The sequence below is a fragment of the Streptomyces sp. NC-S4 genome (assembly GCF_054353315.1).
In genome coordinates this window covers 1,650,264-1,672,293 of record NZ_CM135937.1, presented here as the reverse complement: position 1 = coordinate 1,672,293, position 22,030 = coordinate 1,650,264, and the positions used below count along the sequence as shown (strand labels likewise).

Sequence of the window (22,030 nt, the reverse complement as noted above, 5' to 3'; positions counted from 1 at the left end):
AAGGCTCAGCGCGCGGTGCGCCGGGCCTTCTTCCGCTGTTCCTCCTCCTCGGCCTTGACCTCGGCCGCGTACCGGTCGACGTACTCCTGGCCGGACAGTCCGAGGATCGCGTACATGATCTCGTCGGTGACCGCCCGCAGGACCGCCCGCTCGCCCTCCATCCCGGCGTAGCGGGAGAAGTCCAGCGGCTCGCCGAAGCGGATCGTCACCCGCCGGATCTTCGGGATCTTCTTCCCGGGCGGCTGGATCTCGAAGGTGCCGACCATCGCGCAGGGCACCACGGGCACCCGGGCGCCCAGGGCCATCGCCGCCACGCCCACCTTGCCCTTGTAGAGCCGGCCGTCGTGCGAGCGCGTCCCCTCCGGGTAGATGCCCAGCAGCTCGTCCTTGGCCAGTACCGCCAGCCCCTCGCGCAGGGCGGCCTGTCCGGCGTCCTTGCCCGAGCGGTCCACGGGGATCTGCCCGGCGCTGCGGAAGAAGGCGGCGGTGAGCCGGCCCTTGACCCCGGGACCGGTGAAGTATTCGGCCTTCGCCAGGAAGGTGATCCGCCGCTTGAGGATGGCGGGCATCAGGAAGTGGTCGGAGAAGGACAGGTGATTGCCCGCGACGATCGCGGCACCCTCGGCCGGGATGTTCTCCAGACCCTCGATCCGGGGTCTGAACAGCAGCCGCAGCAGGGGGCCGAGCAACACGTGCTTGAGCAAGTGGTAGAACACCAGGCCGCTCCTGTCCGTATCCCGTTGTCACGGCCATTTTACGGACGGTGAGCCACGGGGTGCAGGGGGCGGAGGGGACCTTGCTCAGACATTGCCCGTGGCGGCCATCCCGGCGGTCAGCAGCCCCAGCACCACCCAGCCGAACCACAGCCAGCCGTTGCTGCCGAGGGCCACGGAGTACGTGGCTACGGCCACCAGAGCGGCGAAGGTCATGACGGCCATCGCCTTAACGGATCCGGTCATGCCCCATGGTGGCGCGCGAAGGCGGGGTCGCGCTACTGGCCACGCGCTCGGAGCGAGGCGAGATACGCGTTGTACGCCGCCAGCTCCTTGTCGCCACTGCGGTCCTCGGCCCGGTCGGACCGCCGCGCGGCCCGCTGCTCGGAGTGGTACCACTGGTAGACGAGGGCGATCAGGACCAGCACCGAGGGGATCTCGCTGAAGGCCCAGGCGATGCCGCCGCCCCACTGCTGGTCGAGCAGCGGGTCGATGCCGAGGGACGCCGGCGGGTTCGCGTACGTCTTGATCATGGGCTGGCTCGCCATCATCAGGGCGATGCCGAAGAAGGCGTGGAAGGGCATGCCCGCGAACAGTTCCAGCATCCGCATCACGTAGCCCGGCCGGTGCGGACCCGGGTCGATGCCCATGATCGGCCAGAAGAAGATGAGGCCGACCGCGAGGAAGTGGACCATCATCGCGATGTGCCCGGTCCGGCTCTCCATCAGGAAGTCGAAGAGCGGGGTGAAGTACAGGGCGTAGAGGCTCGCGATGAACATCGGGATCGTGAAGGCCGGGTGGGTGATCACCTTCATGTACCGGCTGTGCAGCAGCATCAGCAGCAGCTCGCGCGGCCCCTTGCTGCCGCGGGCGGCGGGCGGCAGCGCACGCAGCGCCAGTGTCACCGGGGCGCCCAGCAGCACCAGGATCGGGGTGACCATGCTGATCACCATGTGCTGGACCATGTGCACGCTGAACATGACCATGCCGTAGTCGTTCAGCTTGGTGCACATCACGAGGATCACGGTCAGGACGCCCACGGCGAAGGCGATGGTCCGGCCCGGCGGCCAGGAGTCCCCGCGCCGGCGCAGCCGCAGTACGCCCCACCCGTACAGGGCGAGCGCGACCAGCGAGCCGATCAGGAAGAAGGAGTCGAAGGAGAACTCCAGCCCGCGCCCGAGAGTGAACGGCGGCAGGTCCATGTCCATGTGCATGTCCATGCCGTGCCCGCTGTGATCCATCTGTTCACTCCCTTGACCGTGATGCCCCACCACAGTAATGCCGCCCCCGTACGCTCTTGCGCGCGGGGGCGGCCCAGGATAGAGGGGGCGGACAAAAGGGACCGTCAGGGAACGGCCGGGGAACCGTCAGAGGACCGTCTGGGCCTCGTCGTAGCGCTCGGCCGGAACGGTCTTCAGGGTCGAGGTCGCCTCGGCGAGCGGCACCATCACGATGTCCGTCCCGCGCAGCGCGGTCAGCATGCCGAACTCGCCCCGGTGCGCCGCCTCCACCGCGTGCCAGCCGAAGCGGGTCGCGAGGACCCGGTCGTACGCGGTGGGCGTGCCGCCGCGCTGGACGTGGCCCAGGATCACCGGCCGGGCCTCCTTGCCCAGGCGGTTCTCCAGCTCGACGGCCAGCAGGTTGCCGATGCCGGCGAACCGCTCGTGGCCGTAGATGTCCTTGCCGCGCTCCTCGAAGGCCATCGAACCGGGCTTCGGCTTGGCGCCCTCGGCGACCACGACGATCGCGAAGCGCTTGCCCGCGGAGAAGCGCTCGCCGACGATCGCCGTCAGCTCGTCGATGTCGAAGGGGCGCTCCGGTACGACGATCGCGTGCGCGCCGGCCGCCATGCCCGAGTGCAGGGCGATCCACCCGGTGTGGCGGCCCATGACCTCGACGACCATCACGCGCTGGTGGGATTCGGCGGTGGTCTTCAGCCGGTCCAGCGCCTCCGTGGCGACCCCGACGGCGGTGTCGAAGCCGAAGGTGACGTCGGTGGAGGCGATGTCGTTGTCGATGGTCTTCGGGACGCCGACGATGGGCAGACCGGCCTGCGCGAGCAGGTTCGCGGCCTTCAGGGTGCCCTCGCCGCCGATCGGGATGATGGCGTCGAGCCCGAGGTCGGCGACGTGCCCGCGGGCACGCTCCACGCCGTCGCGCAGGTGCGCGGGCTGGACCCGGGAGGAGCCGAGGATGGTGCCGCCGCGGGCGAGGATGCCGGCGACGGCGTCCAGGTCGAGCTTGCGGTAGTCCGCCTCCAGCAGGCCCTTCCAGCCGTCGAGGAAGCCGATCACCTCGTCGCCGTGGTCGACGACGGCACGGTGCACGACGGAGCGGATGACGGCGTTGAGGCCGGGGCAGTCGCCACCGGAAGTGAGCACACCTATGCGCATGGCAGAAGAGACCTTTGCAACGTGGACCGGCGACCGGACCACGTCGTCCGGTTGGAACTACGGCCACCCTACAAGCGGTTTAGCAGTGCGCTGAACCATCCTCCACATGCTGGTCGCACTCCTCGTGCAAAACGACGTCGGCCCGGTTCCCCCTAGGGAAAACCGGGCCGAACACATGATGCGGGGGCCGCCCCGATGAGCGGTTTTCGCGGCTGCTACGCGGGCTGCGTCGCGGCCGCGATGCGCTCCGCGCGGAGCGCCTCGTACCACCGGTCGTCTATGGCCGGAAGCGCGTTCACGTCGAGGGCCAGCTTCAGCAGCAGGTCCGCGATGTGCGGGTTGCGGGCCATCACGGGACCGTGCATGTACGTGCCGAACACCGTGTCGTTGTACGCGCCTTCGGTGCCGTCACCGGTGCCGTTGCCACGGCCCATGGTCACCCGGGCGAACGCCTTGGCCGTCGGGCCGAGGTGGGTCACGCCCTGGTGGTTCTCGAAGCCCGTCAGCTGCGGCAGGCCCAGGCGCGGGTCGATGTCCGCGAGGACGTCGCCGACGCACCGCTCGCCCTCACCGCGCACGGTGACGACGTCCAGCAGGCCGAGGCCCTCCTGGCGCTGGCCCTGGTCGTTGACGAACTCCTTGCCGAGGATCTGGTACCCGGCGCAGACGGAGAAGACGATCGCCCCGTTCGAGACGGCCCGCTCCAGGCCGCCGTCGCGCAGCAGGCGCTCCGCGGCCAGGCGCTGCGGCCGGTCCTCGCCACCGCCGATCAGGTAGATGTCGCCCGAGGTGGGGATCGGCTGGTCGCTGCGCACGTCCACGCGCTGCACGTCCAGGCCGCGCTGGCGCGCCCGGCGCTCCACCACGAGGGCGTTGCCCTGGTCTCCGTACGTGCTCAGCAGGTCCGGGTAGACCCACACCAGACGCAGGCTGTTGTCGCTCATGCTCTTGTGTCCTCTGGGGTATGAGTACTAGTTGCCGACGCGGCGGCGCACGTCCTGGAAGGCGGTGTAGTTGGCGATCAGCTCGATCTGGCCGGGCGGCGCGAGCTGCACGGCCTCGTCGAGGGTGTCGCACACGCGGAAGTCCAGGCCCGCGACCTCGAGGCGGACCGCGAGGTCCAGCTTGCGGTCGCCGATCACGAAGATCGGGTGACCGGCGAGCCGCGGGTAGTCCACGTCCCACAGCCAGGAGGTGTCGGTGCCGTCGGCGCCGCGCGCGTTCACCGAGAGGATCACCGGGGTCGGCGGGGGATCGATCAGAGAAAACGTTTCGAGCCAGCCCGCCGGGTTCTTCGCGAGCAGCAGCCGCAGCTCACGGCCCTGGAAGGTGACCACGTCGTAGCGGCCGGCGACGGCCTGCACCTGGTACATGCGCTCCAGCGCCACCTGCGGCGGGACGCCGAAGACGGCGGCCACGGCGGCCGAGGTGGCGGCGTTGGCCTTGTTGGCCCGGCCGGGCAGCTGGAGGTGGATCGGCCAGGCCGAACCGTGCGGGTCCAGGACGTGGTCGCCGGAGAGCACCCAGGTCGGGGTCGGGCGCCGGAATCCGCACTCGCCGCAGAACCAGTCGTCGCCCGGGCGCTGCATGACACCGCCGCAGGAGGGGCACGACCAGGCGTCGTCCTTCCACTCCTGGCCGGCCGCGACCCACACCACGTTCTGGGAGGAGGAGGCGGACCACACGATCAGCGGGTCGTCGCAGTTGGCGACGATGACCGCCTTGGAGCCCTGGAGCCCCTCGCGCCACTTCTCCGCGAGCATGCGGGTCTCGGCGGCGCGGTCCAGCTGGTCGCGGGAGAGGTTGAGCAGGGCGATCACCTTGGGGGTGACGTCCCGGGCCACTCCGGCCAGGTACTTCTCGTCGACCTCGATGACGCCGTACTTGGCGTCCGAGCCGCCGGCCAGCGCGGACGTGATGCCGGCCGGCATGTTGGCGCCGAGGGCGTTGGAGACGACCGGACCGCTGGCCCGCAGGGCCTCCGCGATCAGGCGGGTCGTCGTGGTCTTGCCGTTCGTCGCGGAGACGAGGACGACATCGAGATGTTGCGCCAGCGCGCCGAGAAGATCGGGGTCGAGCCTGAGTGCGACCTTGCCGCCGATCACCGATCCGCTTCCGCGTCCCGCGGCCCGCGACACCGCCGCCGCGGCCTTGCCCGCCGTCACGGCCAGCTTGGCCCGCGGCGAAAGCGGCTCCGTGTTGCCTGCCATCGTCCCTTGTCCTCCTTGCGTCGGTCGGCCCCAGCCTATCCAGTACCGGCCGGAGCCTTGACCGCGGCGCCCCCGCCCCGCCGCGGATCTCCTCATATAGTCGCCCGTCGTAGGGTTGGGGCCATGCGACAGCGCCCCATTCCCGGTACCACCGGCCTCGTCCGCACCATGAGCCTGCTGGGTGATCCGGTGCTCCACTCCGCGTGCGCGGAGGTCACCGAATTCGGCCCGGAACTCGACCGGCTCATCGAGGACATGTTCGCCACGATGTACGCCGCCGACGGTGTCGGGCTCGCCGCGAACCAGATCGGCGTCGGACAGCGGGTGTTCGTCTACGACTGCCCCGACGACGACGACGTCCGCCACGTGGGGCACATCGTCAATCCGCGGTTGGTGACGGCCGACGGGGACGAGTTCCTCGGGCCGGAGGGATGCCTGTCCCTGCCGGGACTGGAGGCGGGCACGGTCCGCCACGACCACGCGGTGGTGGAAGGCGTCACCTCCGACGGGGCGGCCGTCCGGATCTCCGGGACGGGGTTCTTCGCGCGGTGCCTGCAGCACGAGTGCGACCACCTCGACGGGACGGTGTACGCGGACCGCGTGACGGGCCTGCGCGCCCGTCGCCTGCGGCGCGCCATCCGCAAGACCTCCTGGGGTGCGGAGGGCATCTCCGGCCTCGCCGGCGTCTGAGCCGGGCTTCCCGGGGCTCCGCCCCGGACCCCGCGCCTCACACGCCGGCAAGATCCGAAAGAGACGGCCTAGAAGCCCGGGCCGTCCACGCGGTTGCCTGCGGTGGCCAGGCGGCCCCAGAGGAGGTCCGTGAGGCCCGCGACCAGGTCCGCCCGCTCGCAGGGGCGTTCGCCCAGCCACCAGTCACCGGCCGCGTGCATCATGCCGACGATGCCGTGGCCCCAGATCCGGGCGAGGCGTTCGCCTCCCGGGCCGAGGTCCACCCGTTCGCCGATCACCTCGGCCAGTTCCTCGCCGAGCCGGCGCAGCAGCGGGGCCGAGTGCAGGCCGACGTCGAAGCCGCGTTCGGCGCTGTGGGAGTCCTCGGCGGGATGCATGAGGAAGCGGTAGACCTGCGGGCGGGCCTCGATGGCGGCAAGATAGGTGTCGAGGGTCGCCTCCACCCGGCGGCGCCGCTCGGCGGGGGCGTCGAGCGCGGCCCGCAGCGAGTCGAGCAGGGCGTCGGTGTGCCGGACGGCGAGGGCCTGGTAGAGGCCCGCCTTGTCCCCGAAGTGCCGGTAGAGGATGGGCTTGGTGATGCCGGCCTCGGCCGCGATGGCGTTCATGGAGGCTTTGGGGCCGTCCCTGAGCACGACCCGGTCGGCGGCTTCGAGCAGCTCCCGCCGGCGGCGTTCGGCCGCTCCCGGCTCACCGGCCTGCTGAGTGGTCTCCATGACGTGTTTCTCTCCCCGCCCTTGCGATGTGCGTGACGCCCACGCAACGTAACACCCCGCACACCCCGTCGATCGAATCGGAGGTCGCCCCGTCCGGCGTCGTGGCCGGTGCGGAGGGTGCTTGACAGTGGCTACTCACCGGTAACAGACTGTGGTCCTCGCGTAGGTTACCGCTAGTAACTTCCGCAGGGCCGAGTACAGACAGGTGGAGGGGACATGGCGGAGTTCACCATGGAGCTGAACGACGACCAGAAGCAGGTGCGGGACTGGATCCACGGCTTCGCCGCCGATGTGATGCGCCCCGCGGCCGCGGAATGGGACGAGCGCGAAGAGACTCCCTGGCCCGTCATCCAGGAGGCCGCCAAGGTCGGCATCTACTCGCTGGACTTCTACGCCCAGCAGTTCTTCGACCCGACCGGTCTCGGCATCCCGATGGCGATGGAGGAACTCTTCTGGGGTGACGCGGGCATCGCCCTGTCCATCGTCGGCACCGGACTCGCGGCCATCGGCGTCGTCGCCAACGGCACCGAGGAGCAGATCGGCACCTGGATCCCGCAGATGTACGGGACCCCGGACGACGTGAAGGTCGCCGCCTTCTGCTCCTCCGAGCCGGACGCCGGCTCCGACGTCGGCTCGATGCGGACCCGGGCGGTCTACGACCAGGCCAAGGACGAGTGGGTGCTCAACGGCACCAAGACCTGGGCGACGAACGGCGGCATCGCCAACGTCCACATCGTGGTCGCGGTCGTCGATCCCGCGCTGGGGACCAAGGGCCACGCCTCCTTCATCGTCCCGCCGAACACCCCCGGCCTGTCCCAGGGCCAGAAGTTCAAGAAGCACGGCATCCGCGCCTCGCACACCGCCGAGGTGGTGCTGGAAGACGTACGGATCCCCGGCTCCTGCCTGCTCGGCGGCAAGGAGAAGCTGGACGAGCGCCTCGCCCGGGCCCACGAGCGCGCCCGCAGCGGCGGCGGCGAGCGCGTGAAGAACGCGGCCATGGCCACCTTCGAGGCCTCCCGGCCGGCGGTCGGCGCGATGGCCGTCGGCACCGCGCGCGCGGCGTACGAAGTGGCCCTCGACTACGCGAAGACGCGCACGCAGTTCGGCCGCCCGATCATCGACAACCAGGGCGTGGCCTTCCAGCTCGCCGACATGCGGACGCAGATCGACGCGGCCCGGCTGCTGGTGTGGCGGGCGTCCTGGATGGCGGTGGCGGGTCGGCCGTTCGAGTCGGCGGAGGGCTCGATGTCGAAGCTCTTCGCGAGCGAGGTCGCCAAGAAGGTCACCGCCCAGGCGGTCCAGATCCTGGGCGGCAACGGCTTCACCCGTGAGTACCCGGTGGAGCGCATGCACCGGGACAGCGCCATCTACACGATCTTCGAGGGCACCAGCGAGATCCAGCGCCTGGTGATCGCGCGCACGATCTCCGGCATGCCGATCCGCTGACGCGTGCCCGCGGACGCGAGCCCCCGGACGCCGCGAGGTGTCCGGGGGCTCGCGCGTCACTTGGGCAGGGGCGTGAGGCAGGTGCGCGTCGAGCCGTCCGGGCCGTACTCGGAGCCGGCGACCCGGTCGAGCGGGGCGCACCGGTCGCCGGACGTCTCCAGCCGCTTGCTGACGCGGTACTCGGCCTGCGGCGAACCGCAGTCCCGTACGCGCAGCCTCAGGCGCTCCCCGTCCCACTCGTCGCCGACGCACTGGCCCACCGACAGGGTCGGCGTGCTGTCGCCGGCGATCAGGGCGATCCCGATCAGTGCGGGGATCCCCAGGAGAACGAGCAGCACCGGCGCGAGGAACAGCAGGACCGGGCCCCGGCGCCACATCGGCCTGCCCGGGTCGAGGGCGGGCCGGTAGCCGCCCGCCGGGGGAGCGAGCCTGCGGAAGGACGCCCGCGGGCCGAGGTTCATCAGCAGGGTCACGGGCGTGATGAAGACGGACAGCGGCCCCCACCAGCCCTGCCACAGGGTGTCCGAGGACATGCGGCGGTAGGTGGCGAGCCCGCAGTCGCGGCAGAACGGTCCGCGCAGGCTCAGGAACCGCATCAGCACGATCAGGCCCTGGTGGCCGCGTACGGTCGCGTGCGCGGCGGGCCAGGCCCCGCACAGCCGGCAGCCGTACCGGCCCGGGTCGGGGTGCGCGCCGTACGCGCCGTACGCGCCGTGGGGCTGCGGTCCGGGGAACCCGGGGCCGGCCGGGCCGCCCTGCTGCGGGACGGGCGCGGCGTAGGGGTTGTACGGGCCGGCGCCCTGCTGCTGCGGCTGTGGCGGAGTGGCCACGGAGATCTCCTCGGTCGCTTAGTGATCACCGGCACGGTGATCACGAAACCCTAAGGCCGCAGCAGCCGTGCGAGGGCCCGGCCGAACAGGAGCCGGCCCACCGCCGCGACCAGGGGATCCAGGGCGCGGGGGAGGCCGCGCAGACGCAGCTCCTCCCGCCAGTGGATCTCCGCGCCGCCCGCGTCGAGGGGGCGGATCTCGATCTCCGCCCACCCCGTCACCGCCCGGCCGCGCTTCTCCAGCCGGACCAATCCCGGCAGATCTTCCGCAGGGGGTCGCCATTCGACGACCTCCATGCGATCGTCGAATGTGATCCTGCTCACGCCCGTCCGTGCCGTGAAGATCGTTCCGACCCGGGTCGGGGGTGCCGTCTCGATGATCGTCCGGGTGAGCGGGACCTGCGCGCCGTGGCGCTCCCAGTCCGTGAGCATCGGCCACGCCTCGACCGGTGGCAAAGACGTGCGGTGAACGATCCGAATAGCGGGCATGAGCGCATGGTAAGCGGGCATACACACCGTGAACTGGACGGCGAATATGGGTTCCGTCCGGGGGCGGCGATCAGTAATACTCACCGCCACCGTGGATCGCGGAATCGACCGGGTGACCACCGGCGCTCCCGCCCCACTTCGCGAGGAGGTGCGCCATGTGCTCCCACCAGCCACCCTGCCCTACCGCCGACAGCGCCGATCACGACGCCGCCCGCATAGTGGCCTCTCACCCCGAACAGGGCTGGAGCCTGCTGTGCAACGGAGTCGTGGTGTTCGACGACACCGGTGAACTGCTCCCCGACAGCCGCACGGTGGAACCCCGCCGCCCGGCACTGGTCTGAGCGAGGAGGCAGCATGCGCCAGCAGCTGATCCGTAAGCCCGTCCCGAAGCCCGCCCCCCGAGACCTGGACCTGCGCACACCGTCGGGCAGACCCCTCCCGTACTGACGGGAGCCCAGGATTTAGGCCGTATTCCAGACCCACCGGCCGAGACTCAGCCGGTGGGCGCAGCCGCGCCGCCCAGGAACGCCGCCTCGTAGGCGGCGTCCCCGATCGCTGCCCGCGCCTGCCGTTCGCCCTGGTCCCGCACGGCCGTCAGCGAGGGCGAGCCCATCTGCGGCCTGCCCACCGTCCGCCACCAGGCGTGCCCGGTGCCCAGCAGGCGCGCCGCCAGCTCGCCGTCCCCCAGCCCGGCCACCGCCGCGGCCAGCAGGTCCAGCCCCAGCGCGATGCCCAGCCGGTCGCCGAGGAGCCGCTTGCCGGAGAGCATCGCCCGTACGTGGCGTGCCGCCTCCCCGTAGTCGCCCAGGCCCAGCGCGTTCATCGCCAGGATGTAGTCCGCGTACGCCCGCATCCAGCGCTCGCCGAGCTCCGCGCAGGCCTCGCGCAGTGACTGCGCCTCATCGGTCGCCTGCTCGAAGCGCCCCAGGGCGGACAGGGCGTAGCTGGTGACGAGCTTGCACAGGAGCCAGCCCACTCCACTGGGCCGCCCGCCGTGGGCGGCCCGGGCCTGCGGGCCCGCCAGCTGCAGGGCCCGTACCGGGTCGCCCGGCATCAGGACCGACGCCGCGTGCAGGTAGGCGGCGCGAAGTTCCCGTTCCGGGTCGGCGAGGTGGGCCGCGTCCCGTGCGCACTCCTCTCCCAGGCGCCGCGCCTCGTCCATGTCGCCCTGGAGGATCATCGTGAGGCCGAGGGCCCACATGGCCTGGTTGTACGCGAGCTCCGTGCGCGGGGCGCGTCTCAGGGCCCGTTCCAGGAAGCCGCGGCCCTCGTGGACGTGCCCGCACGCGAACCAGTAGAACCACAGGGCCCCGGCCATCTCCAGCGCCGCCGTCGGGTCCGCGGTGATCAGGTGCTCCAGGGCGGTACGCAGCTGTGCGTGCTCGGCGGTGATCCTGCGGTACCAGTCCACCTGCCCCGGACCCATCCAGCCCCGTTCGGCGGCCTGGGAGAGCGCCGCGTACCAGTGGGCGTGCCGGTCGGTGACGATCTCGACCTCGCCGAGCTCCTCCAGCCAGTCCTGCCCGTACTCGCGGATCGTGTCCAGCAGCCGGTAGCGGGCCCCGCTGCCGCGTTCCTCGATGCGCAGGACCACGGACTTGGCGGCCAGGCCCGCCAGCACGCGCTCCACCCGGGCGGCGGGCAGCGGCCCGCCCGAGCAGACGGCGCGCGCCGCGGCGATGTCGAAGTCACCGGTGAAGACCGAGAGCCGGGCCCACAGCAGCCGTTCCAGCGGCTCGCACAGTTCGTGGGACCAGCCGATCGTGGTCCGCATCGTCTGGTGCCGGCGCGGCAGTGCGGCCCGGGCGTCGGACAGTACCTCGAAGCGTGCGCCGATCCGCTCGGCCATGTGCTCCAGCGTCCACAACCGCAGCCGGGCGCCCGCGAGTTCCAGCGCGAGCGGGATGCCGTCCAGGCGCCGGCACACCTCGGCGGCGAGGGCGGTCCGCGCGGGGTCGGCGAAGACGGCCGCCGCCTGCGGGGTGGCGGCCAGGGCGCGGGCGCGGAAGAGCGTGAGGGCGTCGCTGTCGGGCCCCTCGCAGGGCAGCGGCCGGACCGCGACGACCTCCTCGGTCGGCATGTCGAGCGGCTCGCGGGAGGTGACCAGGATCGTCAGCCCGGGCGCGGACTGCAGGAGTTCGCCGACCAGATGGCGGCAGTCGGCCACCAGGTGCTCGCAGGTGTCCAGTACCAGGAGCAGCTCCTTGTCGGCCATCCACGCGCACAGTTCCTCGTCGGGAGGGCGCGGGGAGTGGTCGGCGAGGCCGACGGCGTGGGCGACGGTGGCCGTGAGCAGGCTCGGATCGCGCAGGGGGGACAGTTCCACCCACCAGACCCCGTCGGGGCGCGCCTGGTGGGCGGCGGCGACGGCCCGCAGGGCGAGCCGTGACTTGCCGACGCCTCCCACCCCCGTGAGGGTGACCAGTCTTCGTTCGCGCAACAGGCCGTCGAGCAGGCGGAGTTCGTGCTCCCGGCCGACGAAGCTCGCGGGTTCCGGAGGCAGGTTGCCGGGTGCCGGGCAGGGGTCCGGTCCGGGATCGCCGTCCGCGGATTCTGCCTGATTGTCATTGAACGAGTACTCACCGAACACGGATGTATTGTGCGCGATCTTCCCGTGCGGCCGTGCCGTTCAGGCCGGATCGGTGTCTTCTTTCATGCGACGAGTGTGATCCGCCGTTCCGCGGAGAAGGATCCCCAGTTGCCGTCGGGGAGCCTGGCCCGCAGTTTCACGGCCCAGACCGTGCCCGCGGGTTCGGTCACCGTGACCCGGTGCTCCGCCCGGCCGCTGGGCACGGCGCCCGCGCCGAACTGGATGACGGTCGTGGGCCGTCCGTTGACGTACAGCTCGTACTCGGTGGTCGGCTCGCCGGTGTCCGGGGCGGTCCAGGCCAGTGCGACGGTGCCGGGGGAGGCGGTCGCGGTGAATTCGGCGGGGGCCGTGCCGGGGCCGTCGCCGGAGGCGGGCGGGGTCGTCACGTCCACCGCCGGGCCGTCGGGGGAGGAGTTGTCCGCCCCGTCGCGGGCCCGGACGGTGAAGGTGTAGACGGTGTCCGGCCGGAGGTTGTCCAGGGCCGTGGCGCTCTCGCCGGGGCCGGCCGTGTGGATCCGGACGCCGCCCTGGTAGACGTCGTAGGCCGTGACACCCGTGTCGTCGGTCGCCGCCGTCCAGGACACCCGGGCGGACCGGGGCCCGGTCGCCCGGGCGGTGGTGGCGGCCGGTGAGGTGGGAGCCGTACGGTCCTCGGCCTTGGCGGCCGGGGTGGTCACCCGGGCGGCCGTGCCGGGACCGGAGAGGTTCCCGGCGGCGTCCCTGGCCCGCACGGTGAAGGCGTAACCGGTCTGCGGGGCGAGGCCCGTGATGTCCACCATGGTCTTCTCGGCGGGGAGTTCTCGGACCAGGCGGTCGGCTTCGAAGACCTGGTAGCCGGTCACCCCGTCCCGGTCGGCCGCCGCGTTCCACATGACGTGCACGCTGGTGGCGCTGCCAGCCTGGGCGGTCAGCCCGGCGGGGGCGGGCGGGGGTTCGGTGTCGGGTGCGGTGCAGGCCGTGAGGCCGGTGACGGCGGTGACGGCGGTGACGGCGGTGATGCCCGCGACGGCCAGGCGGAGGACGGGCGTGGGGGCGCTGCGTCGCACGGGGGTGCCTTCCTCGGCTTCCTTATTGGTCTAGACATATATGGCACGGTGGGCAGGACCCCGGCAAGCCCCCTGCACCCGGCTTCCCGGTGCGACCGCACGACCCGCCGGGAAGGGAACGTCAAGGACCGACCGGCCGTCACGGACGGTCAACACCCGTACGGCGGACACGTCTTTCGCCCGGAGGCACCCCCCGCTGCGCCACCATGGCGGCGATTAAGGAGGTTTCGATGGTGATTTCCCTCTCGGCGGTCGTCCTGCTCCTCATCCTGGCCTGGATCTTCCTGCGCAGCGGCGGCCTCAAGTTCTCGCACGCCGTCGTCTGCGCGCTGCTCGGCTTCTACCTGGCGAGCAGCAGCATGGCCGCGACCATCCACGACGGCCTGACGGCCACCGCGAACGTGGTGTCCAGCCTGAATCCTTGATCGACTGTTGCGCCTTCGTGAATCATCCGGCCCATCCATGGACTCCTCGAGTGGTGCGATCTAGCGTCTGGCGGCGGCGCGACATCAGACGCAATGTCAACAACGCTGGAAGAGATGGAGGAAGCCCGGATGCTCCGAAGATCGCTGAACTGCGCCGTGCTGCCCGTCGTCGCCGCACTCACGGTGATGTACGGCGGTTCGCCGGCCCAGGCCGAGGAGATACCCAAGGCCCCCGGCCACCGCCTCGTCACCCACTACGACGGCGCCCCCGCGGTCGCCGCCCCGCTGCCCGGTGAAGCGCCCCCGCAGCACCCCTACCTCGCGCCCAACGGCCGCAGCGGCATGCACTCCGACGCCGCCGGCAGCGCCACCTCCCCCTGGGCGGGGCCGCTCGGCAAGAACCCGAAGGTGACCAGCGAGAAGATCGCCGCGCTCGGCGGCGAGTGCGCCACCGCGACCTTCGACTCGGCCGGCCGGCTCGTCACGGTGTGCGGCACCTTCTCCGGCTTCAAGGTCAAGCTCCTGGAGCCCCGTACGCTCGCCACGCTCGCGGAACACCAGCTCCCGCAGCGCTCCTCGACGGTCGAGGCGATCACCTCGCTCGACTTCGCGAAGATCTTCAAAGACACCTCGGGCGGCGCCTACTTCTACCTGGACGACCAGGACCGGGCCGTGCTGGCCGACTCCCGTCAGCACATCCTGCGCCTGGCCCACTCCCAGAACCCCGACGGCAGCTGGAAGTTCACGGTCGACGACGACTGGGACCTCACCGGACAGGTCCCGCACGACTGCGTGACCTGGACCAACCTGTGGCCCAGCGGCACCTGCGACCCCGTCACCTCCGTGATGCCCGACTGGAACGGCCGCATCTGGTGGGTCACACGCCAGGGCCGGGTCGGCACGGTGGATCCGGCGACCGACAAGATCCGCTCCGTCCGGCTGCCGGGCGAGGAGATCCAGAACTCCTTCTCGGTCGCCGAGGACGGTGTCTCCATCGTCTCCGACCACGCGCTCTACAGCTTCCGGGCCGGCGCCGACGGCACCCCCGAGATCCAGTGGCGCCAGACGTACGACCGGGGCACGGCGCCCAAGCCGGGCTCGGTCAACCAGGGTTCGGGCACCACCCCGGACCTCTTCGGCCGGGACTACGTCGCCATCACCGACAACGCCGACGACCGGATGAACGTCCTCGTCTACAAGCGGGGCGTGGACGTCCCCGCCGACCGGCGGCTGGTCTGCAAGGTCCCGGTGTTCGGCTCCGGCGCCTCGACCACCGACAACTCCCTCATCACCTGGGGCAACAGCATCGTCGTCGAGAACAACTACGGCTACGAGAACCCCACCACCCTGCTGCTGGGCAAGTCCGTCGTGGGCGGAGTGGCCCGCATCGACGTCCGCCCCGACGGCAGCGGCTGCGACACGGTCTGGGAGAGCGCGATCCGCGCTCCCTCCGTGGTCCCGAAGCTCTCCACCGCGAACGGGCTGCTCTACTTCTACGAGAAGGAGCCCAACGTCTGGGGCATCGACGCCTGGTACCTCACGGCCGTGGACTTCCGCACGGGTGAGCGCCGCTGGCGGCAGCTGACCGGCACCGGTCCGCTCTACGACAACAACTGGGCCCCGATCACCCTCGGCCCCGACGGCGCCGCGTACGTCGGTGTCTTCAACGGCATCGTCGCGGTCCGCGACAGCTGACGGACGAGCCGCCGAACCGCCCGCCGCCGGATTCCCCCGGCGGCGGGCGGCTCACGGCGCCGCACGGCGCGCGACCTCGTCAGTGCGCCGCCCGGCGCTGCCATTCCTCGGCGAGCAGCCGATAGGAGTTCACCCGGTCCGCGTGCCCGTGCGTGATCGTGGTGATCAGCAGTTCGTCGGCGTCCGTCGCCTCCTGGAGCCGCTCCAGGTGATCGGCGACGGTGCGCGCGGAGCCGACGAACCGGGTCTCCAGCCGGTCGGCCACCAGCGTGCGGTCCGCGTCGGTCCACGGCAGGGCCCGCGCCTCGGCCGGGGTGGGGTAGGGGATGGCCCCCTCGGCCGTCCGGATGCTGCGGACCCAGGCCCCGTACCCGGTGGCCAGCTCGCGGGCCGTCTCCTCGTCCTCGGCCACCACCACGTCGGCGGACACCGTCAGATACGGCCGGTCCAGCCCGGCCGACGGCTTGAAGGCGGCCCGGTACCCCGCGGCCGCCTCCAGCACCGCCGCCGGGCTGACGTGGTAATTGGCCGCGAACCGGAGCCCGTTGCGTCCGGCGGTCTCCGCACTCACCCCGCCGCTGCTGCCCAGGATCCACACTTGTACGTCGGCCCCCTCGCCGGGGACGGCATGCGCCTCCACGCCCTCCGGCGAGCGGTACTCGCCCCGCAGCAGCGCGAGCACGTCGTCGACCTGCTCGCCGTACTCCTGCGGCTGGGCGCCCGGCAGGTTCAGCAGCTTCTGCTGGAGGGCCACCCGCGGATGCTCCAGCAGATGGGCGAAGGAGAACGGGTCGGGGATCCGCAGCCCGTTCGGCGTGTACCCGTCCACGACCGGGATGACCGGCGGCTGCCCGCCCGGACCGTCGGACGGCCGGGGCCGGCCCGCCGAGCGGCCCAGCCCCAGGTCGATGCGGCCCGGGTGCAGTGCGTCGATCAGGCCGAACTCCTCGACCGTCGACAGCGCGGTGCGGTGCCCGAGCTGCACCGCGCCCGAGCCCAGCCGGATGGCCGAGGTCGCGGAGGCGGTCAGCGCGAGCACGACCGCCGGGGAGGTCCCGGCCACCCCGGGATTGAGGTGGTGCTCGGCGAACCAGTAGCGGGCGTAGCCGAACTCCTCGGCGCGCCGGGCGAGATCGATGCTGCGGTGCAGGGCCTCGGCGGCGGTGGAACCGGACGTGACGGGGACGAGGTCGAGGACCCCTAGGGGGACGCCGGGCATGGCCGGACTCCTTAACGGTCGGGGAAGGCGGGGTCGGGGAAGCACGGGTCGGGTATCGAGCGGCGCAGGACCGGCGCGATGTCCGACTGGAAGAGTTCGAGCGAGGCGCGGTGGTCCGCCGCGGCGAGCCCGCCCGCCTCGGCCTGCAGGTGCAGGGCCGTGTGGCCGAAGGCCTCGTGGTAGCGGTGCACCTTCTCGATCACCTGCTGGGGGCTGCCGATCAGCGCCGAGCTCCGCTCGACGAAGTCCTCCAGGGTCGGGAAGACCGGGGCCGCGCCCAGCTGCTCGTGGAAGGCGAGGTAACGCGCGAACGCCGGCCGGTACGCCGCCACCGCCTGCTGCGAGGTACGGGCCGCGTGATAGCCGGCCGTGCCCGCGCCCACCACCGCCCGCGCTGGATCGTGCCCGTGGTGCTCCCATCGCTCCCGGTAGTGGCGGATCAGCTCCGCGTACGGCCCGATCGGGTGGGTGACGTTCGCCGAGAACATCGGGTCGCCGTGACGCGCCGCGAGATCGACCGACTCCCGGCTCGTGGCACTGCCGTGCCAGACCCGCAGGGTCCGCTGGAACGGCCTCGGCAGCACCTCCGCACCGCTCAGCGCGGGCCGGAAGCGCGGCTGCGCGCTCACCCTGTCCTCCCGCCAGATCCGGCGGAAGAGCTCGTAGCCCTCGGCGTTGCGTGCCCACTGGTCCTCGGGGGACACCTGGAACAGCTCGCGCTGCGCCGTGCCGTTGCCCTTGCCGATCATCAGCTCCAGGCGTCCGTCGCTGAGGTGGTCGAGTGTCGCGTAGTCCTCGTACGCCCGCACCGGGTCGAGCAGGCTCAGGGTGGTGACGGCGGTGAACAGCCGGATCCGCCGGGTCAGCGCGGCGATGTGGCCGAGCACCACGGGCGGCGAGGAGGACAGGAAGGGCCGTTCGTGGCGCTCGCCCACGCCGAAACCGTCGAAGCCGAGCTCCTCCGCCAGCAGGGCGGCGTCGACCACCTCGCGGAACCGCTCCCGGGTGGCCCCCGGGCCACCCTTCGCCGCGCCGGGGGAGTCCGCGATCAGGGTGATGGCGAGGAACTTCACGAGGCCGCGGCCGGGGCGGGCGCCGGGGTCGCCAGACCGAGGTGGTCGCGCAGGGTGGTGCCCTCGTACTCGGCGCGGAAGACCCCACGCTCCTGGAGCAAGGGCACGACGGAGTCCGCGAAGCCGTCCAGACCACCCGGGGTGATGTGGGGGACCAGGATGAAACCGTCGGCGGCGTCCGCCTGCACCAGGGTGTTGATCGACTCGGCGATCGTGGCGGCCGAGCCGACGAACGTCTGGTCGGCGGTGGTCGCGATGACCAGCTCGCGGATCGACAGGTTCTTGGCCCGGGCCAGCTCGCGCCACTGCCGTGCGGTGGCGAGCGGATCGCGGAACTGCCGTACGCTCGCCCGCCCGAGGGCGATGGTGTTCTCCCCGACCTCGGGGTCGATCTCGGGCAGCGGACCGTCCGGGTCGTAGGCGGACAGGTCCCGGTTCCAGACGTGCTCCAGGAACTTGATCGCGGTCTGCCCGCTGACCTGCAGACGGCGCACCTCGTGCGCCGTCTCCCGTGCCTGCGCGTCGGTGTCCCCGAGGACGAAGGTGGCCGCGGGCAGGATCTTCAGCTGGTCGTGCGTCCGGCGGTGCCGGGCGAGCCGGCCCTTGACGTCCGCGTAGAACTCCCGCCCCGCGTCGAGGGTTCCGTACCGTCCGAAGATCGCGTCGGCGCCGGCGGCGGCGAACTCCCGGCCCTCCTCCGAGTCACCCGCCTGGAAGATCACCGGCCGGCCCTGCGGGCTGCGCGGCACGTTGAAGTGACCTTCGATGCCGAAGTGCCGGCCCCGGTGGGCGAAGGCCCCGGCCCGCGCGTCGCGCAGGAACGTGCCGGACCCCGCGTCGGCGGCGATCTCCGAGCCGTCCCAGGAGTCGAACAGCTCGGTGGCCGTGGCCAGGAACTCCTGGGCGCGCGAGTAGCGGTCCTCGCGCGGCAGGAATCCGCCGCGCCGGAAGTTCTCGCCGGTGAAGGCGTCCCAGGAGGTGACCACGTTCCAGGCGGCCCGGCCCTCGGAGAGGTGGTCGAGCGTGGCGAACTGGCGGGCCACCTCGTACGGCTCGTTGAAGGTCGAGTTGATGGTGCCGGTCAGGCCCAGGCGCTCGGTCACCGCGGCCAGGGCGGCGAGCACCGTGAAGGTGTCCGGTCGGCCGACCACGTCCAAGTCGTATATCTCGCCGCCCTGTTCGCGCAGCCGCAGCCCCTCCGCGAGGAAGAGGAAGTCGAACTTGGCGCGCTCGGCCGTCTGCGCGAAGTGGATGAACGAGTCGAAGTCGATATGGCTGCCGGCGGCCGGGTCGCTCCACACCGTGGTGTTGTTGACGCCCGGGAAGTGGGCCGCGAGATGGATCTGCTTGAGCGGCTTGCTGCTCATGGTTCGTCCTTCCGGAGGGTCCGGTTCGGGCGGCGGACCGCGCCGTGATCAGGCTGCGGGCCGCGCGTAGCGGTTGGCGGGTCGCTCCAGCCCGAGCAGGCCGCGCAGGGTGTCCGCCCCGTACTCCCGGCGGAAGGCCCCGCGCCGCTGCAGCTCCGGCACCAGCCCCCGGGTGATGGCGGGCAGATCGTGGGCGATCACGCCCGGCCGCAGCAGGAAGCCGGACAGGCCTGCCGTACGCCGCTCCAGGAGCAGGTCCGCCAACTGCCTGGGATTCCCGGTGAAGACGGCCCCGTCACCGGCGTACGGGGCACCCGCGAGCGCGTCGAGGCGCGCCAGGCGGGCGGCGGCCGCCGGAGCGTCCGCGTCGAGGAACACCGTGAGCTCCCCGAAGAGGTGCAGCGGGTCCCCGGCGGACCCGGCCGCCTCCCGGGCCCGCAGGATCGCCGCCACGGCCGCGCGCGTGCCGTCGTCGTCGCGCGCGGCGACGTATCCGACCTCGGCGGACCGGGCGACGAACGCGTACGAGGCCTCGCCGTCGCCGGACGCGCTGACGACGGGCCGGCCCTGCGGCGGGCGCGGGGTGATCGAAGGCCCCCTGACGCTGAAGTGCCGGCCCTCGAAGTCGATGTGGTGCAGCTTGCCGCGGTCGATGAACCGGCCCGTGGCCACGTCACGGATCTCCGCGTCGTCCTCCCAGCTGTCCCACAGCCGCCGGACCACCTCGACATGGTCGGCGGCCTCCGCGTACAGCTCCCCGTCCGGGAACGGAGCGGTCCGCCGCCCGAAGTGCCTTGCCTCGTGGGCGAGCCCGGACACCTGGATCCGCAGCCCGGCACGTCCCCTGCTCACGTGGTCGAGCGTGGCGATCGCCTTGGAGATGTGGAAGGGCTCGGTGTGGGTCGCCGTCACGGCCGGTACCAGCCCGATGTGCCGGGTCAGGGGCGCGACCCGGGCCGCGGTGAGCACCGCGTCCAGCCGGCCGCGGACCCGGTCCGTGCGCCCGTCGGGTCCGGCGGGCGAGGAGGACTGGAGGGCGAGGCCGTCCTCGAAGACGATGAAGTCGAGCAGCCCGGCCTCGGCCTCGGTGGCGAGAGCGGCCCAGTAGCGGGCGGTGAAGAGCTCTGCGGGCCGGGCGCCCGGCTCGCGCCAGGCGGCCGGGTGCCGGCCCGCGCCGTCGAGGGCGACGGCCAGGTGCAGGGGCGCCGGGGACGATGAGGAAACGGACACGGAGAATTGCGCCTTCCTGCTCGGCGTACGGAAAAGAGAATCCGATGCGGGAACGGGTAATTCGGCCCGTCATCAATTTCCTTCGAAAACGCTACGCCCGATAGCGGCGCCATACAATGACCGCAGTATTAAGAGAACTTGGCAGCGGTGTTGCCCGGGGCCCGCACGGCCAGGAAGAAGGGCCGGCGGCGCAGGGTGAAGCCGAGCGACTCGTAGAGCCGGATCGCACGCGTGTTGCTCGCCGCGGTGTGCAGGAACGGGACCTCGCCGCGCTGCCGGATGCCCGCGGCGACGGCCCGCACCAGCCGGGTCGCCAGGCCCCGGCCGCGGTGGTCGGGATGGGTGCACACCGCGCTGATCTCGGTCCAGCCGGGCGGACGCAGCCGCTCCCCGGCCATGGCGACCAGCCGGCCCTGCCGGCGGATGCCGAGGTAGGTGCCCAGCTCGACGGTGCGGGGCAGGAAGGGCCCGGGCTCGGTCAGCCGGATCAGTTCGAGGACCTCCGGCACGTCGGCGGCGCCCAGCCGGACCGCTTCCGGGGCCGGCCCGGCGCGCAGCGAGGTGTCGACGAGCTGGACGCCCCGGATCCGCCCGACGGTCTCCCAGCCGTCGGGCGGGGTCAGTACCCCGGCGAGCGAGGCGACCTCGCCGTCGCCGACCAGCGCGCGCAGGTCGGCCCAGGAACGCGGGTCTTCCGGGTCGGCGAGGGCGGCGAAGGGGGAGACGTCCGGGGCGTAGCGGGCGGCGCGGGCGCCGCCGCCCGCCGGGTACTCGGCGAAGGCGGTGTGCGCGCCGGACAGGGCGGCCCAGGCCGGGTTGTCCAGGACATGGGGGTTCGGCGAGGTGGGCGCGGGGGTGCTCATGAGTTGCTCAGGGGCAGGCCGGGCGGGTTGACCGCGGAAGTCTTGACGGCCTCGTCGGACAGGTTCCAGGCCGCCAGCAGCTTTTCGTACTGGCCGTTCTCGATCAGGTGGTTGATGGCCGCCGCCACCGGCTCGGCCAGCCCGCTGTCCTTCTTGGCGGTCGCCGCGATCAGGCCCTGCAGGGACTCGCCGGCGCCGGAGAAGGACCCCGCGTTGCGCGTGGGGGCGCTGCCGTTCGCGGTCTGGGTGACGTGGTAGGCGATGGAGGGGTTCGGGGCGAAGTTGATGTCGATCTTCTTGCCGCTCAGGGCGAGGAAGACGCTGTTGGCGTCGGGGAAGTACTTGACGGTGACGTCCTTGCCCTCGGCCCGCAGCTTCTTCTGCCACTCCAGGAGGATCTTCTCCTGGTTGGTGCCCGAGCTGACGGCGACGGTGCGGCCCGCGAGGTTGCGGTAGTCGCCGTCGAAGTTCCAGGAGCTGTCCTTCAGCACCTCGAAGGCCAGGTTGTCCTGCCGGTACGAGGCGAACTCGTACTTCTTCTTGCGCTCCTCGGTGACCGTGACGTTGGTGAAGGCCACGTCGACCTTGCCGCTGTCGATGCCGACGAAGAGGTTCTCCCAGGTGGAGTTCTTCACGACGGGCCTCAGCCCGAGGGCCGCGGCCACCAGCCGGCCCAGATCCGGCTCCGCCCCGGTGAGCGTCTTCTGGTCGGTGCCGACGTAGGCCAGCGGCGGGAAGCCGGCCGGGAGCGCGCCGACGCCGACGACCAGCTCGCCCCGTTCGCGGACGTCCTCGGGCAGCCGGGCGCGCAGCGACTCGACGACGGGCACGGACAGTTCGGTCTGCCGGGCGGCGCCGTTGGACTCGGCGCCGACGGTGACCGTGCCCGAGGCCGCCGGCGTCGCGGTGGCCTCGGCGTCACCGCACGCGGTGAGCCCGCCGGCGAGGGCCACGGCGGCCGTCGCGGCGCCGAGGCCGCGCAGGAGTCTGTCGCGCAGGGTGGACTCGTGGTGCATGGCGTTCCTTTGCGGGAGGAGGA

General features: G+C 71.9%; 22 protein-coding genes. 5 read left to right on the top strand and 17 right to left on the bottom strand.

Annotated elements, in window-relative coordinates:
* Nucleotides 1–5: 5 nt before the first annotated feature.
* From ACXNSR_RS06935 to ACXNSR_RS06910, 6 genes are all read right to left on the bottom strand, one after another.
* Nucleotides 6–716 carry a lysophospholipid acyltransferase family protein gene (locus ACXNSR_RS06935; protein ID WP_356794452.1) on the bottom strand — a complete coding sequence of 237 codons (711 nt, stop codon included), beginning with the start codon at nt 714–716 and terminating at the stop codon, nt 6–8.
* An 84-nt stretch (nt 717–800) separates the two neighbouring features.
* Nucleotides 801–959 carry a hypothetical protein gene (locus tag ACXNSR_RS06930; RefSeq protein ID WP_458641271.1) on the bottom strand — a complete coding sequence of 53 codons (159 nt, stop codon included), beginning with the start codon at nt 957–959 and terminating at the stop codon, nt 801–803.
* A 32-nt stretch (nt 960–991) separates the two neighbouring features.
* On the bottom strand, nt 992–1,954 hold the full coding sequence (locus ACXNSR_RS06925) for a cytochrome c oxidase assembly protein (protein WP_458641270.1): 963 nt from the start codon (nt 1,952–1,954) through the stop codon (nt 992–994).
* 126 nt (nt 1,955–2,080) lie between these two features.
* Nucleotides 2,081–3,106 carry a 6-phosphofructokinase gene (locus ACXNSR_RS06920; RefSeq protein ID WP_458641269.1) on the bottom strand — a complete coding sequence of 342 codons (1,026 nt, stop codon included), beginning with the start codon at nt 3,104–3,106 and terminating at the stop codon, nt 2,081–2,083.
* A 215-nt stretch (nt 3,107–3,321) separates the two neighbouring features.
* Complete coding sequence (locus ACXNSR_RS06915) at nt 3,322–4,050, bottom strand: type 1 glutamine amidotransferase (RefSeq protein ID WP_458641268.1); 729 nt, start codon at nt 4,048–4,050, stop codon at nt 3,322–3,324.
* 27 nt (nt 4,051–4,077) lie between these two features.
* Nucleotides 4,078–5,316 (bottom strand): MurT ligase domain-containing protein, encoded by a 1,239-nt coding sequence (locus ACXNSR_RS06910; RefSeq protein WP_150256332.1) that lies wholly within the window; start codon nt 5,314–5,316, stop codon nt 4,078–4,080.
* Nucleotides 5,317–5,439: 123 nt separating this feature from the next.
* On the opposite strand from ACXNSR_RS06910, the gene def reads away from it, so the two are divergent.
* Complete coding sequence (def, locus tag ACXNSR_RS06905) at nt 5,440–6,006, top strand: peptide deformylase (protein ID WP_458641267.1); 567 nt, start codon at nt 5,440–5,442, stop codon at nt 6,004–6,006.
* Nucleotides 6,007–6,074: 68 nt separating this feature from the next.
* Here the strand turns inward: def and ACXNSR_RS06900 are convergent, their stop codons facing one another.
* Entirely contained in the window at nt 6,075–6,719 is a 645-nt protein-coding gene (locus ACXNSR_RS06900; RefSeq protein ID WP_301372652.1) for a TetR family transcriptional regulator, read from the bottom strand.
* A gap of 216 nt (nt 6,720–6,935) precedes the next feature.
* Here ACXNSR_RS06900 and ACXNSR_RS06895 point away from each other — a divergent pair, with 216 nt between their 5' ends.
* Nucleotides 6,936–8,165, top strand: coding sequence for an acyl-CoA dehydrogenase family protein (locus tag ACXNSR_RS06895; RefSeq protein ID WP_150256329.1), 1,230 nt, complete (start codon nt 6,936–6,938; stop codon nt 8,163–8,165).
* Nucleotides 8,166–8,221: 56 nt separating this feature from the next.
* Here ACXNSR_RS06895 and ACXNSR_RS06890 read toward each other — a convergent pair whose 3' ends face one another.
* Complete coding sequence (locus ACXNSR_RS06890) at nt 8,222–8,995, bottom strand: LppU/SCO3897 family protein (RefSeq protein WP_458641266.1); 774 nt, start codon at nt 8,993–8,995, stop codon at nt 8,222–8,224.
* Between the two features lie 50 nt (nt 8,996–9,045).
* Complete coding sequence (locus tag ACXNSR_RS06885) at nt 9,046–9,483, bottom strand: SRPBCC family protein (protein WP_458641265.1); 438 nt, start codon at nt 9,481–9,483, stop codon at nt 9,046–9,048.
* 155 nt (nt 9,484–9,638) lie between these two features.
* Here ACXNSR_RS06885 and ACXNSR_RS06880 point away from each other — a divergent pair, with 155 nt between their 5' ends.
* Nucleotides 9,639–9,824: a DUF5999 family protein gene (locus tag ACXNSR_RS06880; protein WP_030011808.1), complete on the top strand. Its 186-nt coding sequence runs from the start codon at nt 9,639–9,641 to the stop codon at nt 9,822–9,824.
* A gap of 152 nt (nt 9,825–9,976) precedes the next feature.
* Here the strand turns inward: ACXNSR_RS06880 and ACXNSR_RS06875 are convergent, their stop codons facing one another.
* Nucleotides 9,977–12,073, bottom strand: coding sequence for an ATP-binding protein (locus ACXNSR_RS06875; RefSeq protein WP_458641264.1), 2,097 nt, complete (start codon nt 12,071–12,073; stop codon nt 9,977–9,979).
* 62 nt (nt 12,074–12,135) lie between these two features.
* Entirely contained in the window at nt 12,136–13,119 is a 984-nt protein-coding gene (locus ACXNSR_RS06870) for a fibronectin type III domain-containing protein (protein ID WP_458641263.1), read from the bottom strand.
* A 230-nt stretch (nt 13,120–13,349) separates the two neighbouring features.
* Between ACXNSR_RS06870 and ACXNSR_RS06865 the strand changes: the two genes are divergently transcribed.
* Together ACXNSR_RS06865 and ACXNSR_RS06860 are read left to right on the top strand one after the other, a co-directional pair.
* The gene (locus ACXNSR_RS06865) at nt 13,350–13,544 is read left to right on the top strand and encodes a hypothetical protein (RefSeq protein ID WP_458641262.1); all 195 of its coding nucleotides are present in this window, start codon (nt 13,350–13,352) and stop codon (nt 13,542–13,544) included.
* A 129-nt stretch (nt 13,545–13,673) separates the two neighbouring features.
* Complete coding sequence (locus tag ACXNSR_RS06860; RefSeq protein WP_458641261.1) at nt 13,674–15,239, top strand: hypothetical protein; 1,566 nt, start codon at nt 13,674–13,676, stop codon at nt 15,237–15,239.
* Between the two features lie 79 nt (nt 15,240–15,318).
* On the opposite strand, the gene ACXNSR_RS06855 is transcribed toward ACXNSR_RS06860, so the two are convergent.
* From ACXNSR_RS06855 to ACXNSR_RS06830, 6 genes are all read right to left on the bottom strand, one after another.
* On the bottom strand, nt 15,319–16,458 hold the full coding sequence (locus ACXNSR_RS06855) for an LLM class flavin-dependent oxidoreductase (RefSeq protein ID WP_458641260.1): 1,140 nt from the start codon (nt 16,456–16,458) through the stop codon (nt 15,319–15,321).
* Nucleotides 16,459–16,469: 11 nt separating this feature from the next.
* Nucleotides 16,470–17,531 carry an LLM class flavin-dependent oxidoreductase gene (locus ACXNSR_RS06850; RefSeq protein ID WP_458641259.1) on the bottom strand — a complete coding sequence of 354 codons (1,062 nt, stop codon included), beginning with the start codon at nt 17,529–17,531 and terminating at the stop codon, nt 16,470–16,472.
* Nucleotides 17,528–18,898, bottom strand: a complete 1,371-nt coding sequence (locus ACXNSR_RS06845) for an NtaA/DmoA family FMN-dependent monooxygenase (protein WP_458641258.1) — start codon at nt 18,896–18,898, stop codon at nt 17,528–17,530. Before ACXNSR_RS06845 ends, ACXNSR_RS06850 begins: the two co-directional genes overlap by 4 nt.
* 48 nt (nt 18,899–18,946) lie before the next feature.
* Nucleotides 18,947–20,128 carry an LLM class flavin-dependent oxidoreductase gene (locus ACXNSR_RS06840; protein WP_458641257.1) on the bottom strand — a complete coding sequence of 394 codons (1,182 nt, stop codon included), beginning with the start codon at nt 20,126–20,128 and terminating at the stop codon, nt 18,947–18,949.
* 128 nt (nt 20,129–20,256) lie between these two features.
* On the bottom strand, nt 20,257–20,991 hold the full coding sequence (locus ACXNSR_RS06835) for a GNAT family N-acetyltransferase (protein WP_458641256.1): 735 nt from the start codon (nt 20,989–20,991) through the stop codon (nt 20,257–20,259).
* Nucleotides 20,988–22,007 carry an ABC transporter substrate-binding protein gene (locus ACXNSR_RS06830; RefSeq protein WP_458641255.1) on the bottom strand — a complete coding sequence of 340 codons (1,020 nt, stop codon included), beginning with the start codon at nt 22,005–22,007 and terminating at the stop codon, nt 20,988–20,990. Before ACXNSR_RS06830 ends, ACXNSR_RS06835 begins: the two co-directional genes overlap by 4 nt.
* Nucleotides 22,008–22,030: the final 23 nt, after the last annotated feature.

Bases quoted from the DNA above. Each gene is read 5' to 3' on its own strand.
- ACXNSR_RS06900 (WP_301372652.1), bottom strand. From the start codon at position 6,719: ATGGAGACCACTCAGCAGGCCGGTGAGCCGGGAGCGGCCGAACGCCGC.
- ACXNSR_RS06880 (WP_030011808.1), top strand. From the start codon at position 9,639: ATGTGCTCCCACCAGCCACCCTGCCCTACCGCCGACAGCGCCGATCAC.
- def (WP_458641267.1), top strand. From the start codon at position 5,440: ATGCGACAGCGCCCCATTCCCGGTACCACCGGCCTCGTCCGCACCATG.
- ACXNSR_RS06915 (WP_458641268.1), bottom strand. From the start codon at position 4,050: ATGAGCGACAACAGCCTGCGTCTGGTGTGGGTCTACCCGGACCTGCTG.
- ACXNSR_RS06855 (WP_458641260.1), bottom strand. From the start codon at position 16,458: ATGCCCGGCGTCCCCCTAGGGGTCCTCGACCTCGTCCCCGTCACGTCC.
- ACXNSR_RS06845 (WP_458641258.1), bottom strand. From the start codon at position 18,898: ATGAGCAGCAAGCCGCTCAAGCAGATCCATCTCGCGGCCCACTTCCCG.
- ACXNSR_RS06895 (WP_150256329.1), top strand. From the start codon at position 6,936: ATGGCGGAGTTCACCATGGAGCTGAACGACGACCAGAAGCAGGTGCGG.
- ACXNSR_RS06830 (WP_458641255.1), bottom strand. From the start codon at position 22,007: ATGCACCACGAGTCCACCCTGCGCGACAGACTCCTGCGCGGCCTCGGC.
- ACXNSR_RS06925 (WP_458641270.1), bottom strand. From the start codon at position 1,954: ATGGATCACAGCGGGCACGGCATGGACATGCACATGGACATGGACCTG.
- ACXNSR_RS06865 (WP_458641262.1), top strand. From the start codon at position 13,350: ATGGTGATTTCCCTCTCGGCGGTCGTCCTGCTCCTCATCCTGGCCTGG.
- ACXNSR_RS06835 (WP_458641256.1), bottom strand. From the start codon at position 20,991: ATGAGCACCCCCGCGCCCACCTCGCCGAACCCCCATGTCCTGGACAAC.
- ACXNSR_RS06885 (WP_458641265.1), bottom strand. From the start codon at position 9,483: ATGCCCGCTATTCGGATCGTTCACCGCACGTCTTTGCCACCGGTCGAG.
- ACXNSR_RS06910 (WP_150256332.1), bottom strand. From the start codon at position 5,316: ATGGCAGGCAACACGGAGCCGCTTTCGCCGCGGGCCAAGCTGGCCGTG.
- ACXNSR_RS06930 (WP_458641271.1), bottom strand. From the start codon at position 959: ATGACCGGATCCGTTAAGGCGATGGCCGTCATGACCTTCGCCGCTCTG.
- ACXNSR_RS06860 (WP_458641261.1), top strand. From the start codon at position 13,674: ATGCTCCGAAGATCGCTGAACTGCGCCGTGCTGCCCGTCGTCGCCGCA.
- ACXNSR_RS06920 (WP_458641269.1), bottom strand. From the start codon at position 3,106: ATGCGCATAGGTGTGCTCACTTCCGGTGGCGACTGCCCCGGCCTCAAC.